This window comes from Vibrio sp., assembly GCF_038138445.1.
Classification (GTDB): Bacteria; Pseudomonadota; Gammaproteobacteria; order Enterobacterales; family Vibrionaceae; genus Vibrio.
Window position 1 is genome coordinate 103,397 of record NZ_JAYQDQ010000001.1, and the last position, 16,859, is coordinate 120,255.

Annotated in this window: 16 protein-coding genes; 10 read left to right on the forward strand and 6 right to left on the reverse strand. The window is 43.9% G+C overall.

All coding sequences use genetic code 11. From position 1 onward, the window contains the following. The first annotated feature begins 44 nt into the window (after positions 1-44). The 4 genes from sucA to sucD all read left to right on the forward strand — a co-directional run bounded on the left by sucA (position 45) and on the right by sucD (position 6,346). A complete protein-coding gene (sucA, locus tag AAFM34_RS00485; protein WP_341658883.1) occupies positions 45-2,870 on the forward strand; it encodes a 2-oxoglutarate dehydrogenase E1 component in 2,826 nt (941 codons plus the stop codon). 28 nt (positions 2,871-2,898) lie between these two features. Further along, positions 2,899-4,107, forward strand: coding sequence for a 2-oxoglutarate dehydrogenase complex dihydrolipoyllysine-residue succinyltransferase (gene odhB / locus AAFM34_RS00490; protein WP_341658885.1), 1,209 nt, complete (start codon positions 2,899-2,901; stop codon positions 4,105-4,107). A 200-nt stretch (positions 4,108-4,307) separates the two neighbouring features. Further along, complete coding sequence (gene sucC, locus AAFM34_RS00495) at positions 4,308-5,474, forward strand: ADP-forming succinate--CoA ligase subunit beta (protein ID WP_341658887.1); 1,167 nt, start codon at positions 4,308-4,310, stop codon at positions 5,472-5,474. Further along, complete coding sequence (sucD, locus tag AAFM34_RS00500) at positions 5,474-6,346, forward strand: succinate--CoA ligase subunit alpha (protein WP_006881309.1); 873 nt, start codon at positions 5,474-5,476, stop codon at positions 6,344-6,346. Before sucC ends, sucD begins: the two co-directional genes overlap by 1 nt. Before the next feature lie 73 nt (positions 6,347-6,419). Here sucD and AAFM34_RS00505 read toward each other — a convergent pair whose 3' ends face one another. Continuing rightward, complete coding sequence (locus AAFM34_RS00505) at positions 6,420-6,707, reverse strand: hypothetical protein (protein ID WP_341658899.1); 288 nt, start codon at positions 6,705-6,707, stop codon at positions 6,420-6,422. Positions 6,708-7,240: 533 nt separating this feature from the next. On the opposite strand from AAFM34_RS00505, the gene AAFM34_RS00510 reads away from it, so the two are divergent. Further along, positions 7,241-7,759: a GNAT family N-acetyltransferase gene (locus AAFM34_RS00510; protein ID WP_341658901.1), complete on the forward strand. Its 519-nt coding sequence runs from the start codon at positions 7,241-7,243 to the stop codon at positions 7,757-7,759. Here the strand turns inward: AAFM34_RS00510 and AAFM34_RS00515 are convergent. Then, on the reverse strand, positions 7,707-8,006 hold the full coding sequence (locus AAFM34_RS00515) for a DUF3301 domain-containing protein (protein ID WP_341658903.1): 300 nt from the start codon (positions 8,004-8,006) through the stop codon (positions 7,707-7,709). The genes AAFM34_RS00510 and AAFM34_RS00515 overlap by 53 nt on opposite strands. Positions 8,007-8,009: 3 nt before the next feature. Continuing rightward, positions 8,010-9,047, reverse strand: a complete 1,038-nt coding sequence (locus tag AAFM34_RS00520) for a DUF3549 family protein (protein WP_341658905.1) — start codon at positions 9,045-9,047, stop codon at positions 8,010-8,012. A gap of 76 nt (positions 9,048-9,123) precedes the next feature. Between AAFM34_RS00520 and AAFM34_RS00525 the strand changes: the two genes are divergently transcribed. Together AAFM34_RS00525 and truC are read left to right on the forward strand one after the other, a co-directional pair. Further along, positions 9,124-9,438 (forward strand): YqcC family protein, encoded by a 315-nt coding sequence (locus AAFM34_RS00525; RefSeq protein WP_341658906.1) that lies wholly within the window; start codon positions 9,124-9,126, stop codon positions 9,436-9,438. Next, complete coding sequence (gene truC, locus AAFM34_RS00530; protein WP_341658908.1) at positions 9,438-10,154, forward strand: tRNA pseudouridine(65) synthase TruC; 717 nt, start codon at positions 9,438-9,440, stop codon at positions 10,152-10,154. The genes AAFM34_RS00525 and truC overlap by 1 nt, the downstream gene beginning before the upstream one ends. 49 nt (positions 10,155-10,203) lie before the next feature. Here truC and dxs read toward each other — a convergent pair whose 3' ends face one another. The 3 genes from dxs to xseB are packed head-to-tail and all read right to left on the reverse strand — an operon-like array spanning position 10,204 to position 13,241. Next, a complete protein-coding gene (gene dxs / locus AAFM34_RS00535; RefSeq protein ID WP_341658909.1) occupies positions 10,204-12,069 on the reverse strand; it encodes a 1-deoxy-D-xylulose-5-phosphate synthase in 1,866 nt (621 codons plus the stop codon). 18 nt (positions 12,070-12,087) lie between these two features. Beyond that, positions 12,088-12,972: a (2E,6E)-farnesyl diphosphate synthase gene (ispA, locus tag AAFM34_RS00540; protein WP_341658910.1), complete on the reverse strand. Its 885-nt coding sequence runs from the start codon at positions 12,970-12,972 to the stop codon at positions 12,088-12,090. Between the two features lie 23 nt (positions 12,973-12,995). Beyond that, positions 12,996-13,241 (reverse strand): exodeoxyribonuclease VII small subunit, encoded by a 246-nt coding sequence (gene xseB, locus AAFM34_RS00545; RefSeq protein ID WP_341658911.1) that lies wholly within the window; start codon positions 13,239-13,241, stop codon positions 12,996-12,998. A gap of 264 nt (positions 13,242-13,505) precedes the next feature. On the opposite strand from xseB, the gene pomA reads away from it, so the two are divergent. From pomA to thiI, 3 genes are all read left to right on the forward strand, one after another. Beyond that, positions 13,506-14,270: a flagellar motor protein PomA gene (pomA, locus tag AAFM34_RS00550; RefSeq protein WP_341658912.1), complete on the forward strand. Its 765-nt coding sequence runs from the start codon at positions 13,506-13,508 to the stop codon at positions 14,268-14,270. A 10-nt stretch (positions 14,271-14,280) separates the two neighbouring features. Next, a complete protein-coding gene (locus AAFM34_RS00555) occupies positions 14,281-15,234 on the forward strand; it encodes a flagellar motor protein MotB (protein WP_341658913.1) in 954 nt (317 codons plus the stop codon). A gap of 147 nt (positions 15,235-15,381) precedes the next feature. Further along, complete coding sequence (thiI, locus tag AAFM34_RS00560; RefSeq protein ID WP_341658914.1) at positions 15,382-16,830, forward strand: tRNA uracil 4-sulfurtransferase ThiI; 1,449 nt, start codon at positions 15,382-15,384, stop codon at positions 16,828-16,830. The last annotated feature ends 29 nt before the right edge of the window (positions 16,831-16,859 follow it).

Below are 16,859 nucleotides of genomic sequence, written 5' to 3' on the forward strand. Positions count from 1 at the left end.
GCATAGACCGAAGCAAACGTGAAAACTACTGGTTAAGGGAAAATATGCACAACGGCGTGATGAAGGCATGGCTCGAGTCTTCACACTTGGCTGGCGCCAATGCAACTTATGTAGAAGATCTCTACGAACTGTATCTAAGTGACCCCGACCTGGTAAGTGAGGAGTGGAAACGTGTATTTGATGGCTTGCCCAAGCCGTTAGAAGAGGTGAAAGAACAACCTCATTCACGTGTCCGTGATTACTTCCGGCGTCTCGCTCAAGAAACAAAGCATTACAATGTCCAAGTTAGTGACCCAGATGTCGACGCAAAACAAGTAAAAGTTCTCCAACTGATCAATGCATACCGCTTCCGCGGTCATGAAGCAGCGAAACTTGATCCTCTCGGTTTATGGCAACGCCCTGCAGTGGTGGAGCTAGATCCCGCATTCCACCACCTCACTGAAGAAGACTTTGAAGAATCGTTCAATGTTGGTTCTTTCGCAATTGGTCAAGAGACCATGTTGCTCAAAGATATCCACTCAGCTTTGAATAAGATTTATTGTGGTTCTGTCGGTGCAGAGTACATGCACATGACGAATACTGAACAAAAACGCTGGATTCAACAGCGTCTTGAGTCAGTTGTTGGTCAACCTTCATTCTCTAAACAAGAGAAGCAAGAGTTCTTAGAAGAGCTTACAGCAGCGGAAGGATTGGAACGCTATCTAGGGGCGAAATTCCCGGGAGCTAAGCGTTTTTCTCTCGAAGGTGGTGATGCCCTCATTCCTATGATGAAGGAACTCATTAGACATGCTGGTAAAAATGGCATGCGTGAAGTCGTCGTGGGTATGGCGCACCGTGGCCGGTTGAATATGTTGGTCAATGTTCTGGGTAAAAAGCCTCAAGACCTGTTTGATGAGTTTGCTGGTAAACACGATGAAACGTGGGGTACAGGTGATGTTAAATATCACCAAGGCTTCTCCGCTGACTTTTCAACGCCTGGTGGCGATGTTCACCTCGTACTTGCATTTAACCCTTCCCACTTAGAAATTGTTAATCCAGTGGTCATAGGTTCAGTTCGTGCGCGTCAGGACCGCTTAGGTGATGCTGAAGGTAATACAGTACTTCCGATTACCATTCATGGTGATTCGGCGATTGCAGGGCAGGGTGTTGTTGCTGAGACCTTTAATATGTCTCAGTCCCGTGGCTACCGAGTTGGTGGTACTGTGCGCATTGTCGTGAACAACCAAGTTGGCTTCACAACGTCTAATCCAAACGATACCCGTTCAACAATGTACTGTACGGATATCGCCAAGATGGTCCAAGCGCCGATATTCCACGTTAATGCGGATGACCCCGAAGCGGTGGCATTTGTTACGCGCATTGCTTTGGATTACCGTAATGAGTTCAAACGTGATGTTGTCATTGATTTGGTGTGTTACCGCCGACACGGTCACAATGAAGCCGATGAGCCAAATGCGACTCAGCCTTTAATGTACCAAAAGATCAAAAAACATCCTACACCACGTAAGTTGTACGCTGACGTTTTGATTGAACGTGGAGAGTTTGGTATTGATACTGCAACTCAACTCGTAAATGAGTATCGTGATGCACTTGATCGTGGTGAAGTCGTTGTTAAAGAGTGGAGACCTATGGCTCTGCACTCTGTAGATTGGGCTCCATACATAGGGCATGACTGGGATGTTGCATGGGACAGTACGTACAGCAAAGAGCGCCTCGTTGAATTAGGGCAACGAATTTGCCAATACCCAGATAGCCATAGACTTCAAAGTCGGGTTAATAAGCTCTACAACGACCGTATGTCAATGATGAGCGGCGAAAAAGCATTAGACTGGGGTATGGCAGAGACCTTGGCATATGCGACTTTGGTTGACGATGGTAAGCGTATCCGTATTTCTGGTCAGGATTCTGGTCGCGGCACCTTCTTCCATCGTCACTCAGTGCTCCACAATCAGACTGATGCAAGTACTTTCATACCTCTTGCTAATGTGCACGATAAACAAGGTCCTTTCGAAGTCTACGACTCTGTATTATCAGAAGAAGCTGTTCTCGCATTTGAGTATGGTTACGCTACGGCAGAGCCTGGTGGCCTTACAATTTGGGAAGCTCAATTTGGTGATTTCGCTAATGGCGCTCAAGTAGTAATCGACCAATTCATTTCGTCGGGTGAGCAGAAGTGGGCACGTTTATGTGGCTTAACTATGTTGCTTCCTCATGGTTATGAAGGGCAAGGTCCAGAGCACTCGTCAGCTCGCCTAGAGCGCTACTTACAGCTGTGTGCGGAACAAAACATGCAGGTTGTTGTTCCCTCAACTCCGGCCCAGGTTTACCACATGATAAGACGCCAAGTCGTGAGACCTATGCGTAGACCTCTTGTGGTTATGTCACCTAAATCATTGTTGAGGCATCCTCTTTGTACATCGACTCTCGAAGAGTTGGCAGAAGGAACTTTCCAACCTGCTATTGCCGAAATAGATGATTTAGATCCTAGCAAAGTAGAACGAGTGGTCTTTTGTTCAGGCAAAGTTTACTTTGACTTGCTTGAACAGCGTCGCAGCAATGAGCAGGAAGATGTTGCCATCGTGCGCATTGAGCAGCTCTATCCCTTCCCATTGGAGGAAGTTAAAGCAGCTATCGAACAGTACACGAATGTGAAAGATTATGTTTGGTGTCAGGAAGAGCCTCAGAATCAGGGAGCTTGGTACAGTAGTCAACATAACTTCCGCATGGCCATTCCAGCCGGAGCGGATCTCAAGTATGCAGGTAGAGCAGCGTCTGCTTCACCAGCTGTTGGTTACATGTCGGTACATTTAAAACAGCAGAAAGCGCTAGTTGAAGATGCGCTTACCGTTAATACAACAACTTCGAACTAAGAACTAGAAGTGAAAGGAAGAAACAGATATGACAATTGAAATTCTGGTTCCAGATTTACCTGAATCTGTTGCAGATGCGACAGTAGCAACATGGCACAAAAAACCAGGTGACGCAGTAGAGCGTGACGAAGTACTGGTTGATATTGAAACCGACAAAGTAGTCTTGGAAGTACCAGCACCTGAAGCTGGTGTTCTTGAAGCGATAATTGAAGAAGAGGGAGCCACAGTTCTTTCTAAGCAACTTATCGCTAAGCTAAACCCAGGCGCTGTTGCTGGTGAGCCAACGCAGGATAAAACAGAGGCAGCAGAGGCCTCTCCTGACAAGCGACACACAGCCTCTCTTACTGAAGAGACTAATGATGCTCTAAGCCCTGCGGTACGCCGCCTACTAGCTGAACATAGCTTAGATGCAAGCCAAGTGAAAGGCACAGGTGTTGGCGGCCGTATTACTCGTGAAGATATAGAAGCTCACCTAGCTAATGCTAAATCTGCCCCCGCGGCAGCTGCATCGCCAAGTGTTGAAGCTCCAGCTGCAGCTCGCAGTCAGAAGCGCGTTCCTATGACACGTCTGCGTAAGACAGTGGCTAATCGCCTGCTTGAAGCTAAAAACAGTACAGCTATGTTGACTACGTTTAATGAAGTTAACATGAAGCCGATTATGGACCTTCGTAAGCAATATAAAGACCAATTCGAAGAGCGTCATGGTATTCGTCTGGGTTTCATGTCTTTCTATGTGAAAGCGGTTACTGAAGCTCTAAAACGTTTCCCAGAAGTCAATGCGTCGATAGATGGTGACGATATTGTTTACCATAATTATTTCGATATCAGTATGGCAGTTTCTACGCCGCGTGGTTTGGTTACTCCTGTGCTTAAGGACTGTGACACGTTAGGTTTTGCTGAGATCGAAAAAGGTATAAAAGAGTTAGCTATCAAAGGTCGTGATGGAAAACTTACTGTTGATGAATTGATGGGCGGCAACTTCACAATCACAAATGGTGGTGTGTTTGGTTCATTAATGTCTACCCCTATCATCAACCCACCTCAGTCTGCAATTCTTGGTATGCACAAAATCCAAGATCGCCCGATGGCTGTGGATGGAAAGGTTGAAATCTTGCCTATGATGTACCTTGCACTTTCTTACGATCACCGCCTAATTGATGGTCGAGAGTCAGTGGGTTTCTTGGTTACGATCAAAGAGCTTCTTGAAGATCCTGCACGTCTACTTCTTGACGTATAGTTAACTCTTACCACTGATGGAATTTTCGTATTCAGTGGTAATGGTTTTGAAAAGGCGGAACAGGCTCAATGTTCCGCCTTCATTTGAATCGTTACATAGTTAGCGTTTTATTTGAGAAGACCCTACAGACGTTTAGATCAATAGATGAAAACGTCATGGACATAATAAACCCCTTAAGGGAAAACAAGCGGAATAACAAAATGAATTTGCATGAATATCAAGCCAAACAGCTGTTTGCAGAATTCGGTTTGCCTGTGCCTGAAGGCTATGCGTGTGATACTCCTCAGCAAGCTTTCGAAGCAGCGGGAAGAATAAACACAGAGAAGAAAGTCGTTAAATGTCAGGTGCACGCAGGTGGACGTGGTAAAGCTGGTGGTGTTGAATTACATGACACAAAAGAAGGCGTCAAGGAATTTGCACAAAAGTGGCTAGGTCAAAACTTAGTCACTTACCAAACAGATGCTAATGGTCAGCCAGTAACAAAAATTCTTGTTGAAGAAGCATCAAATATTGCTAATGAGCTTTACTTAGGCGCTGTGGTTGATCGTGCAACTCGCAAGATTGTATTTATGGCTTCGACGGAAGGTGGTGTCGAGATCGAAAAAGTAGCGGAAGAGACTCCGGAGCTTATTCATAAAGCAGCCATCGACCCACTTGTTGGTCCTCAGGCTTACCAAGGTCGTGAACTAGCTTTTAAACTCGGCCTTTCGGGCGATCAGATCAAGCAGTTTGTTAAGATCTTTATGGGACTGGGCACTATGTTTGCACAGTACGATCTTGCGTTGCTTGAAATAAACCCTTTGGTTGTAACAGGCGAAGGTAACCTACTTTGTCTAGACGGTAAGATCAACATCGACTCTAATGCTCTTTACCGTCAGCCTAAATTACGTGAAATGCATGATCCTTCACAAGAAGATGAACGTGAAGCACACGCTGCTCAGTGGGAACTGAACTACGTAGCACTAGATGGAAATGTTGGTTGTATGGTTAATGGTGCTGGCCTTGCTATGGGTACCATGGACATTGTAAACCTACACGGTGGCAAACCAGCTAACTTCCTAGACGTAGGTGGCGGCGCGACTAAAGAGCGTGTAGCTGAAGCGTTTAAGATCATTTTGTCTGATGACAATGTGAAAGCCGTACTGGTAAATATTTTTGGTGGTATTGTTCGTTGCGACATGATTGCCGAGGGTATTATTGGTGCAGTTAAAGAGGTTGGTGTAAGCGTACCTGTTGTTGTTCGCTTAGAAGGCACTAACGCTGACCTAGGTCGCGAAGTTCTTGCTAATTCTGATGTTGATATCATTGCAGCTGAGTCGCTAACTGACGCAGCTCAGAAAGTTGTTGCTGCTGCGGAGGGCAAATAATGTCTGTACTAATTAATAAAGACACCAAAGTAATCTGTCAGGGTTTCACTGGTGGTCAAGGTACTTTCCACTCTGAGCAAGCCATTGCATACGGTACGCAAATGGTTGGTGGTGTTTCTCCGGGTAAAGGTGGTCAAACCCACCTAGGTCTTCCTGTATTCAACACAGTACGCGAAGCAGTAGAAGCTACGGGTGCAACGGCAACAGTTATCTACGTACCAGCACCTTTCTGTAAAGATGCAATCCTAGAAGCGATTGATGCGGGTATCGAGCTTATCGTAACCATCACTGAAGGTATTCCTACAACAGATATGATCGACGTGAAAGTGAAGCTAGAAGAAACTGGCGTTCGCATGATCGGTCCTAACTGTCCAGGCCTAATCACTCCAGATGAATGTAAGATTGGTATCATGCCTGGTCACATCCACAAGAAAGGTAAAGTTGGGATCGTGTCTCGTTCAGGCACTCTCACTTACGAAGCAGTCAAGCAGACTACAGATGAAGGTTTCGGTCAGTCCACTTGTGTTGGTATCGGTGGTGACCCAATCCCTGGCTCAAACTTCATTGATATCCTTAAACTGTTCCAAGAAGATCCTGAAACTGAAGCTATCGTAATGATTGGTGAAATTGGCGGTACTGCTGAGGAAGAAGCTGCTGCGTTTATCAAAGAGAACGTCACTAAACCAGTTGTTTCTTACATTGCTGGTGTTACAGCTCCTCCAGGTAAGCGTATGGGTCATGCTGGCGCGATTATCTCTGGTGGTAAAGGTACAGCTGAAGACAAGTTTGCTGCACTAGAAGCTGCGGGCGTTAAGACTGTTAAGTCTCTAGCTGACATCGGCAAAGGTCTACGTGAAGTAACTGGCTGGTAATCTACTTTTTAAAATACCTTATAAGGCTTGGCATATTGCTGAGCCTTTTTTATATCTAAGTTGAACCTAAAAGCTAACCTTGTGAAAACCTCTTTTCCAGCGTCTCGAGTCTCATCGTTAGGTCTACGATTTGTTTTTCTAACTGAGCGATCTTTTCATCACTGCTCACTTCTTTAGCTGAAACTTCTACCTTTGGGACATGTTTGGAATGCTTCCAGTTTTTTATAACTTTGATTAAAGCTGGAATAGGAACAGCAGTCTTTAAACGGGACTTAACGAGTGCGACCGTCGGTTCTTTGCCCTCTGCCTGGATTTGCTGTAAAACTTTAGTTAACTCATCACTAACATCTTGAGTAAGCATTAGTTCTCCTTACCTTTGATTTACTTTAATCATACTTAAACTCATATCTGAATGCGAATAGAAAACACTTAGCCCTCTTGTAAGAGATCTCTTATAGTCCTCGTGAGATAAAATTTAGTTTTATCAGTTGCGCAAGTGATGGTTTTGTTTAACTTTATGAATAATATGGATTTTTTGATTTTTTAATATTGAGTCATTAGTAGTAAAGTGATTTAGGACATTGCTTATATTACTGAATGTTATAAAGTGTATCCGTCGCTAGGGCACTGATACTTATAATAAAAAATGAAAGCTCTACAGCATTCAGTATAGTGGTTTTTAGTGACTAGGCAGTAAAACTAGGCAGATAGCTAATAAGATGCAATGCATCAAGGATATATTGGCTTAGTCATTATTCAAACTAACAACGTCAAAAAGTAATAACCTACAACAATAAATATTTTAGTTGGTATGACTTGCGGCCTTATTTCTCTAGAAGAGAAATGAAAGTGCCCCCTGCAGTGTAGGGGGCACGCTGTCAATAAGGTGGGGCCATGATTATTGCAACTCGTCGAACTTTACTCGTTCCCTACAATGAATCTCTACAGTCTGAGTTCTTAATACTCAATTACTGTGTCAGGCACTCTAATCAACGAGAAGCCCTACTTACAGTATCCTCTGCTAAAGGCCTCTTCCAACGTATTCTGCATGATCCGAGTATATACGCTCTTGCTGTTCTCGATAATCACTCACGAGATTATATTGGTCATGTATTTATTCACGACCTAGATAGGCAGCCAGAATTAGGCTTTATGTTTGATAAAGCCTATTGGGGAAGAGGGTTAGCAAGTGAAGTCATAGGAGCTTTCTTACCCAAAGCCTTGGATGATTTAAATCTGCAGCAGGTGAGCGCTAAAGTCGATAGTTGTCATATCCCTTCAATCCGAGTTTTGGAGAAGGTAGGATTCAAGCGACAAGGAGGTGATGCCTATGCTGCTCCATATTATTACCGCTATGTATCTACATCCTATGAGGCGGAATTTTCACTTGCATCAGATTCAAGCCACGCATAATCAACTGTCCTTGATAACAGTCATCGCCAAGTGAAGAAAACTCGAATTGATAAATAGAGTGCCAGTACCAGCGGCCATCGGGCATTTTTGCACTATGTTTTTTTAGCGCGACACTCAGTAGTTGCAAGTCAAGTTGTTTACATTTCTTAGACGCTATTGCCTTAGCTAATTCTGCTTGTCGCCTTTGTTGCCAGAAAATAAAGGCGAGCAGAAACAGGGCTAATATGGCAAACAAATTCCCAATCATTAACTAGCCTTTTGTTGCTTGCTGGAGCTGAGTCAGAGCGTTTGCTAACTCGGGAGTCGGTGTTGAATGTAGCAAGGGGAGTAATACCATTCTCAGCTCAGGTAACATGACTAAGTCAGCAAATAGCTGATTAAATAATGCCTGATTGCCAGTTTGTGCCAACCTAAGTAAAAACGTCTCTGATAACTCGGGGCATGCAAGTATATGCCAACAGCGTCCCGCGATTCCGATAAGCACTTCTTGGTGACTGAGACGTGCCGATGAAAGGATTTCCTTAATTACTGGATACAAATACTGGTCATCTGCACCAGATAAAGCACGAGTTAACGCTCCAATGAGGAAAAGATCTGGGCATTGTTGATTGATTTTGTCGAAGGCTAATTCTTTCAGTCGCTCTGCGAGTTTATCTGGTAGACATGAATGTTCGAGGGCACCAAGTAGAGCATATAGAGGCTCATTTGGCAGTTGTTTTATTGCTTTACGTAAATATACACCATTCTGTTCTTCGCTCAGGCGAGCACAGACATCGGTTACGCCTTGTAGCCCGACAGTTTGCCATTTGTTCCATCCTAGCTTGCCAGAAAAGTAGCATTGTGCATGCTCGTAATATTGGCTGCAAGGTAGCGATAGCAAAGCTCGAATTTGGCTATGGAATACCGCCATTTTGTCTTCAGCAGGTTTGAAGGTATATGGATTATTTGCCAATTTCTGCTGTTGTTCTTGTGTCATCTCCTTATTGATACGTGTTCCCATTGCTTCGATGACGTATTTAAGGAAATTTCCAACATCCGCTTGTTTTAGTAATCCACGCTCATCCAGCTCAAATTTTAAAAACCAGATCCATGGCTGTTTGCTTTCGTTCCAGTAACAAATTGCGAGATGAGCCTTGCGTTGTAACGGGTATGGATAGGGCTGAAGGCCGTGCTCAACATCTGAAAAAGTCTTATTATCAATGCGTTTTATGCGGCGTCCTAAGTCGTATACCTGGTATTGGCAATCGCTTTGGTTCAGAAGTTGACTGAGTGTATGAATCGTGGCCATTACTTAATAGTCCTAACTAAATTTACTATATAGATGGTATTCTTGAGCCTAATTTCAAGGTTAACACACGTGTTTTATGGCAGATAATCAGCAAATGAGAGTATTTTTGGAGCAACTTACAAAGCAAATGAAAAGCTTGCGGCTATGGCAATCGACAAGCCCTAGCGAACATTTGTTAGAAAGCAATCAGCCATTTGCTGTCGATACATTACAACCGCATGAATGGCTACAATGGATTTTTATTCCCAAGATGACAGATTTAATTGAAAGACAGATGCCCTTACCTAAAGGTTTCTGCTTAGCCCCTTATTTTGAACAGTGCTGGAAGAATAATAACGATTATCAGAGCTTAATTGATTTGATTAAGGCGATTGATGAGGCTTGCGCTTGATGTTGGATATTATTTTTCATGATGAATATTTTGTAGCCGTTAACAAGCCTGCCGGGATGCTTGTTCACCGCAGTTGGCTTGATAAGCATGAAACTCAGTTTGTTATGCAAACTTTGCGTGACCAAATCGGGCAGCATGTTTTTCCGCTCCATCGTCTCGACAGGCCAACATCAGGGGTATTAATTTTTGCACTATCGAGTGAGGTTGCCTCCCAAGTTATGCCTATGTTTGCAAATCATGCAATGAATAAAACTTATCATGCGATTGTTCGCGGTTGGATAGAAGAGTCTGGGCGTTTAGATTACGACTTGAAGGTTGAATTGGATAAGATAGCAGATAAACATGCGGATCAAGAAAAAGAAGCTCAACAAGCGATTACCGATTATCGACCTATAGAAAAAATAGAGATACCTATTTCTACAGGTCAGTTTCCTACCACTCGATATTGTTTAATGGAATTAAAACCACTAACAGGACGAAAGCACCAGCTCAGAAGGCATATGGCACATCTTCGCCACCCTATTGTGGGAGATACTACGCACGGGGATGGAAAACATAACAAACTATTCAGAGAGGTATATGACTCTCATCGATTACTTCTTCATGCATCACGATTAGAATTTATTCATCCATATACAAAGAAAAATATTTCTATTAGTGCAAAGGTGGATCAAACTTGGCTGAGACTATGCGATGAGTTTGGCTGGAAAGTTTAAGTAAAGGTAGGTGAAGCCCTCCAGTGAGAGCTTCAAGATTGTTCGAGGTTTATTTGGCCAAATAGGCGTGTATTGAATCCTCAATGCCTTTTGCATCTAACCCTAGTTCGGTATGTAGCTCTTGTTGGGTTCCCTGTGCAATAAATTTATCTGGTAAACCTAAATTAAGAACAGGTTTTATGAGTTTCTCTTGCATCATAAACTCGACAACACCAGCACCAGCACCGCCTGCAATAGCATTTTCTTCTATTGTGACGATAACATCATGTTCTTCGATTAATTTCCTTACCAGGTCACCATCTAAAGGTTTGACGAAGCGCATGTCAGCAAGCGTAGCACCAAGATTTTCAGCGGCCTGTTGAGCGTTATCCAAGAAAGTGCCGAAGTTGAGGATAGCAACTTTTTTTCCTTTATGGATAACACGGCCCTTACCTATAGGTATGGCGGTGAACTCTTTATCGACATCTACACCAGTCCCAGTTCCTCTTGGGTATCGTACTGCACTTGGACCTTGATACGTATGCCCCGTATAGAGCATTTGGCGGCATTCGTTTTCGTCACTTGGTGTCATGATGACCATATTGGGGATACAGCGCATAAAGCTCAAGTCGAAAGCCCCTTGGTGTGTTTGACCATCTGCGCCGACTAAGCCAGCTCTATCAATAGCAAACATGACAGGTAGATTCATAATAGCAACGTCATGTATGAGTTGATCATAACCACGTTGTAAGAATGTTGAATATATAGCGACTATCGGATGGTTGCCACCAATCGCCATGCCTGATGCTAGTGTAACAGCATGCTGCTCTGCAATGGCGACATCAAAATATTGCTCTGGAAACTCCTTTGAAAAACGTACCATACCCGAGCCTTCTCTCATCGCCGGAGTGATGGCCATTAGTTTGGGATCTTGGGCAGCCATATCACACAAAAAATCGCCGAAAATGTTGGAAAAAGTAGGTTGGCTTACCTTAGCTTTGGGTAGAGAAGTATGGCTAGGATCAAACTTAGGGACAGCATGGTAGCCAATTGGGTCCTTCTCAGCTTGCTCGTAACCTTTGCCTTTCTTGGTCATGATATGCAAGAATTGCGGTCCTTTTAGCTCGCGCATATTGCTTAGTGTTTTGACCAACTCGCAGACATCATGTCCATCGACAGGACCAATGTAGTTAAAGCCGAGTTCTTCAAATAGAGTGCCAGGCACCACCATGCCTTTAAGGTGTTCTTCCGTTCTTCGAACTAGCTCTTTGATAGGCGGGACACCCGAAAGGACTTTTTTCCCTCCTTCGCGTATGGAGGTGTATAAGCTACCAGATAATACTTGAGCCAAATGGTTATTGAGCGCACCAACATTTTCTGATATCGACATTTCATTATCGTTGAGAACGACCAGCATATCTGAATGTACGTCACCAGCATGATTCATGGCTTCAAAAGCCATGCCTGCTGTAATAGCGCCGTCACCAATCACACTGACAACCTTGCGGTTTTTATCTTCTTTTTCGGCGCAAATTGCCATGCCTAATGCGGCGCTAATCGAGGTAGAAGAGTGACCAACAGACAAGGTGTCGTATTCACTTTCTTCTCGCCAAGGGAAGGGGTGTAATCCTTCTTTTTGTCGAATGCTTGGCAGTCTATCTCTGCGGCCAGTGAGAATTTTATGTGGGTAGGCTTGATGCCCGACATCCCATACCAGTTGGTCAAATGGGGTATTATAGACATAATGCAGTGCTACGGTTAGCTCTACGGTTCCTAGACCTGATGCAAGGTGGCCGCTTGATTGGCTAACAGAGTTTAATAAGTACGTACGTAATTCGTCACATAGCTTAGGCAGCGCTTCTTTTGGAAGGCTACGTAATTCATCCGGTGTATTGGCTAATGCCAGTGTTGGATATTTGGAAATATCAAGAGTCATATATAGGGCGCTTATCGTTTAGTTCTTGCGCTCGATGACATATCGGGCGAACTCTTCGAGTAATCTAGTATTGTATGGGATTGTTTCCAATGCTTGAAGGGCTTCTTTCAAAAGAGTGTGAGCTTTGTTAACTGCACCATCTAACCCTAAAAGAGCAGGGTAGGTGCTCTTTTCAAGAGCTTGGTCTGAGCCTTGAGGTTTACCGAGAGTTTGGGTATCACTAGTGATATCTAAAATATCGTCTTGAACTTGAAAGGCAAGTCCAATAGCGTCAGCGTATTTATCCAATTGAGGCAAAATAGCATCACCTTTTGGTCCTGCCGCGAGGGCCCCCAACCTCACCGCGCATTTTAGTAATGCCCCAGTCTTATTACGATGAATAGTTTCCAATTCCTCTAATGAGACTTTATTCCCTTCGGCGGCCAAATCAAGTGCTTGTCCTAAACACATACCATTAGCTCCCGAGGCTTCAGCTAACGCTCTGACCATTCTGATACGATTCTGTTCTGCTTGTGTGCTTAACTTTCCATCAGTAAGTATGGTGAATGCCAGAGTTTGTAGTGCATCGCCAGTTAAAATCGCGGTGGCCTCATCAAACTTAATGTGACAGGTTGGCTGCCCTCGTCGCAGTTCATCGTTGTCCATAGCGGGTAAGTCATCGTGGATAAGCGAATATGCGTGTATGCATTCGACAGCACATGCAGGTGCATCAAGTTCATCAAGCTGGCACCCAAGCATTTGGCCGGTAATGTAAACTAGAAAAGGCCGAGCACGTTTTCCACCCAGTAGTAAGCCATAATACATAGCTTCTATCAGTGGTTGTCCAGAACGCGGAAATTGACTAAGCCACTGCTCTAACTGTCGATTATTTCTTTTTTGTAAAGAGGTTAGTGCCTCATGCATAAGAGAAACTCTTCTTGTGGTGATTATTCTGGCTGTGATGGTGTGAATTCTGTAAGAGGAGCACTATCATCATTATTTAATAAAATACTCACCCTTTGTTCTGCATCGTTCAACTTAGCTTGTCCTTCGCGAGCAAGAGTGACACCGCGTTCAAACTTTTTCAAAGCATCATCAAGGGCAAGATCGCCTTTTTCAAGGTGTTCGACAATCGAATCTAACTCTTCGATTGCTGCTTCAAAGGACATGTTTTCAGGTTTCTTGCTAGCCATAACATTATCTACATTGTGGAAGATGCACGAAAGTTACATTAGGTGGTGTTAATGGTCAAATTTAACCAAGGGAAATTGATCGAAAAAGCGAATGTGGGTGTCTATATTGTGATTATAAGATCGCATCTCAAGCGGAGGTTGGTTTACTCTGTGGCGATAAGATCTATAGTTGTGTGAGAGTAGTACCAATAAAAGACTAAAGATCTGAAGATGTTGCCGATATAATTTACCAGAAGCTTATAAAGATAGCATGAGGAGTGCTTTGTGGATTTAGCAACGCTGCTAGGACTCATTGGAGGCTTTGCCTTTGTCATCATGGCGATGATCTTAGGTGGAAGTATCATGATGTTCGTTGATGTTACCTCGATTCTTATCGTAGTGGGTGGTTCGACATTCGTTGTGCTAATGAAATTTACTATGGGGCAGTTTTTCGGAGCGGGCAAAATTGCTGGTAAGGCATTCATGTTTAAGTCTGATGAGCCTGAAGACTTAATTGCTAAAGTGGTTGAAATGGCTGATGCAGCACGTAAAGGCGGCTTCCTTGCGCTGGAAGAGATGGAAATTACCAACAACTTTATGCAAAAAGGCATAGACCTACTTGTTGATGGTCATGGTGCCGACGTGGTGCGCGCTGCTTTACAAAAAGATATTGTTCTGACCGATGAAAGGCATGAATTCGGTACTAGCGTATTTCGAGCGTTTGGTGATGTAGCTCCAGCGATGGGAATGATTGGTACTTTGGTTGGTTTGGTAGCCATGCTTTCAAACATGGATGATCCTAAGGCGATTGGCCCAGCAATGGCTGTCGCACTATTGACGACGCTCTATGGAGCGATACTCTCCAACATGGTCTTTTTCCCTATTGCCGATAAACTCTCACTGCGTCGTGAACAAGAAAAACTCAACCGCCGTTTAATTATGGATGGCGTGCTAGCGATTCAAGATGGACAAAACCCACGAGTTATTGATGGGTACCTGAAGAATTACCTCAACGAAGGTAAGCGTGTTCTTGATGTAGATTCAGAGTAAGGAAACCGCTATGGATGATGAAGAAGGTTGTAAATGTCCTCCTCCCGGGTTGCCACTCTGGATGGGAACATTTGCGGACTTGATGTCACTTTTGATGTGTTTCTTCGTACTTCTGCTGTCGTTTTCCGAGATGGATGTATTGAAGTTTAAACAGATAGCGGGCTCTATGAAGTTTGCTTTTGGTGTTCAAAACCGACTAGAAGTAAAAGATATTCCCAAAGGTACCAGTATTATCGCGCAGGAATTTCGCCCGGGACGTCCTGAGCCTACGCCTATCGATGTCATTATGCAGCAGACAATAGACATAACCCAGCAAACTTTAGAGTTTCAAGAAGGGGAATCTGACAGAGCGGGTGGTACTCAAAAAGACGAGGGTAAACAGACGGGAGGGAAATCACCGGATACTTCAACTCAAGACAGCCAAAATGCCGAGTCTGAAAGTCAGCAACAGCAGTCAGCAGAAATGTCACAAGAGCTTGAAACCCTGATGGAAAGTATCAAAAAAGCGTTAGAGCGTGAGATTGATGAAGGGGCGATTGAGATAGAAAACCTTGGCCAGCAAATCGATATCCGAATTAGGGAAAAAGGTGCGTTTCCCCATGGTTCGGCGTTTCTTCAACCTAAATTCCGGCCTCTAGTACGTCAAATTGCGGATTTGGTTAAAGACGTTCCTGGTATTATTCGTGTATCCGGTCATACGGACAATCAGCCATTGGATTCTGAGCTTTATCGTTCAAATTGGGACCTATCTTCTCAGAGAGCGGTATCTGTAGCGCAAGAAATGGAAAAGGTACGAGGCTTCTCCCATCAGCGTCTTCAGGTTCGAGGTATGGCGGATACTCAGCCACTAGGGCCAAATGATACCGAAGCTCAACGTTCGCGAAATCGCCGTGTAGAAATCAGTATCATGCAAGGTGAGGCGCTATTGAGTGATGAAGTCCCTACACTGCCTAACTCCAATTAAATCACAAGGCGAGCTAAGGGCTCGCCTTTTTTATAGCCTATGGTTCATGTATAATCTTGCGCCTTTGGAGTATAGCTTCCGTAAACTACAATGAAGCTAGTTGTAAATTCTCCAATTTGCCGTATCTGTTGAGTTGTGAAGTGAACTATGAAATTTATCGTTAAGCCCCATCCTGAAATTTTTGTTAAAAGTGAATCGGTGCGCAAGCGCTTCACAAAGATTCTTGAATGTAATATTCGCAATATTATTAAAAGCCGCACGGAATCTGTCGCTGTGTTCAATCGTCGTGATCACATCGAAGTCACCTCAGAATCAGATCATTACTATAAAGAAACCGTAGAAATCCTTACGCATACTCCTGGTATCCATCATGTTTTAGAGGTAAAACAATCTGACTTCACCGATTTGCATGACATCTTCGAGCAGGTATTAGAACTTAACCGGTCGAAGATAGAAGGTAAGACCTTCGTTGTCCGAGCTAAGCGTCGAGGGAAACATGATTTTACGTCTATTGAGTTAGAGCGTTATGTAGGTGGCGGCCTTAACCAAGCTGTCGGCAGTGCGAGTGTTAAGCTTCACAACCCTGATGTCACGATAAAAGTTGAGGTTGCGGGTGATAAGCTTAATCATGTTATTGCTCGCCACAAGGGGTTAGGTGGCTTCCCGCTCGGAACTCAGGAAGATGTCCTGAGTTTGATTTCTGGTGGCTTTGATTCAGGTGTATCGAGCTATCTACATATTAAGCGAGGCTCAAAAGTACATTACTGCTTCTTTAATCTCGGTGGTCCTGCCCATGAGATAGGTGTTAAGCAAGTATCTCATTTCCTTTGGAATAAGTACGGTTCCTCAGCCAAAGTGCGTTTTATTTCAGTGGACTTTGAACCCGTTGTGGCAGAGATCCTTGAGAAAGTAGATGACGGCCAAATGGGCGTGATCCTAAAACGTATGTTTATGCGAGCGGCTGGTATGGTAGCCGACAAATTTGGTATTCAAGCCCTAGTTACTGGTGAAGCTATTGGTCAAGTATCGAGTCAAACGCTGACCAATCTTCGTCATATTGACACAGTCACCGATACTTTAATTTTACGTCCGTTAATTAACTGGGATAAAGAAGATATCATTGATTTAGCTCGCGAAATTGGCAGTGAAGACTTTGCTAAGACGATGCCCGAATATTGTGGTGTGATTTCTAAGAAACCGACAGTTAAAGCGATCAAAGCGAAGTTAGAAGCAGAAGAAGAGAAATTTGATTTTGAAATCCTAGAGCAAGTCGTGAGAGATGCTCGTCAAATGGACATTCGTGATATAGCCAAAGAAGCCGAGGAGGCCGCGCCTGAAATCGAGTTGGTTCAAGCCGTGGAACAACATGCAACAGTTCTTGATATCCGTAGTCCTGAGGAAGAAGAAGATAGCCCGCTTGAGATAGATGGAGTAGAAGTGATACATCTGCCTTTCTACAAATTGGGTACTCAGTTTGGGGATTTGGACCAAAGTAAAACTTACCTACTTTATTGCGATCGTGGTGTTATGAGCCGCTTACAAGCACTGTATCTTCAAGATCAAGGGTTTACTAATATCAAAGTTTATCGCCCTTAATGTTTAGCATCTTCTACCAGCGCTGTTAG

Coding starts and splice junctions, on each gene's coding strand:
- AAFM34_RS00510 (WP_341658901.1), top strand. CDS start 7,241: ATGATTATTGCAACTCGTCGAACTTTACTCGTTCCCTACAATGAATCT.
- dxs (WP_341658909.1), bottom strand. CDS start 12,069: ATGACTCTTGATATTTCCAAATATCCAACACTGGCATTAGCCAATACA.
- truC (WP_341658908.1), top strand. CDS start 9,438: ATGTTGGATATTATTTTTCATGATGAATATTTTGTAGCCGTTAACAAG.
- ispA (WP_341658910.1), bottom strand. CDS start 12,972: ATGCATGAGGCACTAACCTCTTTACAAAAAAGAAATAATCGACAGTTA.
- xseB (WP_341658911.1), bottom strand. CDS start 13,241: ATGGCTAGCAAGAAACCTGAAAACATGTCCTTTGAAGCAGCAATCGAA.
- sucA (WP_341658883.1), top strand. CDS start 45: ATGCACAACGGCGTGATGAAGGCATGGCTCGAGTCTTCACACTTGGCT.
- AAFM34_RS00555 (WP_341658913.1), top strand. CDS start 14,281: ATGGATGATGAAGAAGGTTGTAAATGTCCTCCTCCCGGGTTGCCACTC.
- AAFM34_RS00505 (WP_341658899.1), bottom strand. CDS start 6,707: ATGCTTACTCAAGATGTTAGTGATGAGTTAACTAAAGTTTTACAGCAA.
- AAFM34_RS00520 (WP_341658905.1), bottom strand. CDS start 9,047: ATGGCCACGATTCATACACTCAGTCAACTTCTGAACCAAAGCGATTGC.
- thiI (WP_341658914.1), top strand. CDS start 15,382: ATGAAATTTATCGTTAAGCCCCATCCTGAAATTTTTGTTAAAAGTGAA.
- odhB (WP_341658885.1), top strand. CDS start 2,899: ATGACAATTGAAATTCTGGTTCCAGATTTACCTGAATCTGTTGCAGAT.
- sucD (WP_006881309.1), top strand. CDS start 5,474: ATGTCTGTACTAATTAATAAAGACACCAAAGTAATCTGTCAGGGTTTC.
- sucC (WP_341658887.1), top strand. CDS start 4,308: ATGAATTTGCATGAATATCAAGCCAAACAGCTGTTTGCAGAATTCGGT.
- AAFM34_RS00515 (WP_341658903.1), bottom strand. CDS start 8,006: ATGATTGGGAATTTGTTTGCCATATTAGCCCTGTTTCTGCTCGCCTTT.
- AAFM34_RS00525 (WP_341658906.1), top strand. CDS start 9,124: ATGGCAGATAATCAGCAAATGAGAGTATTTTTGGAGCAACTTACAAAG.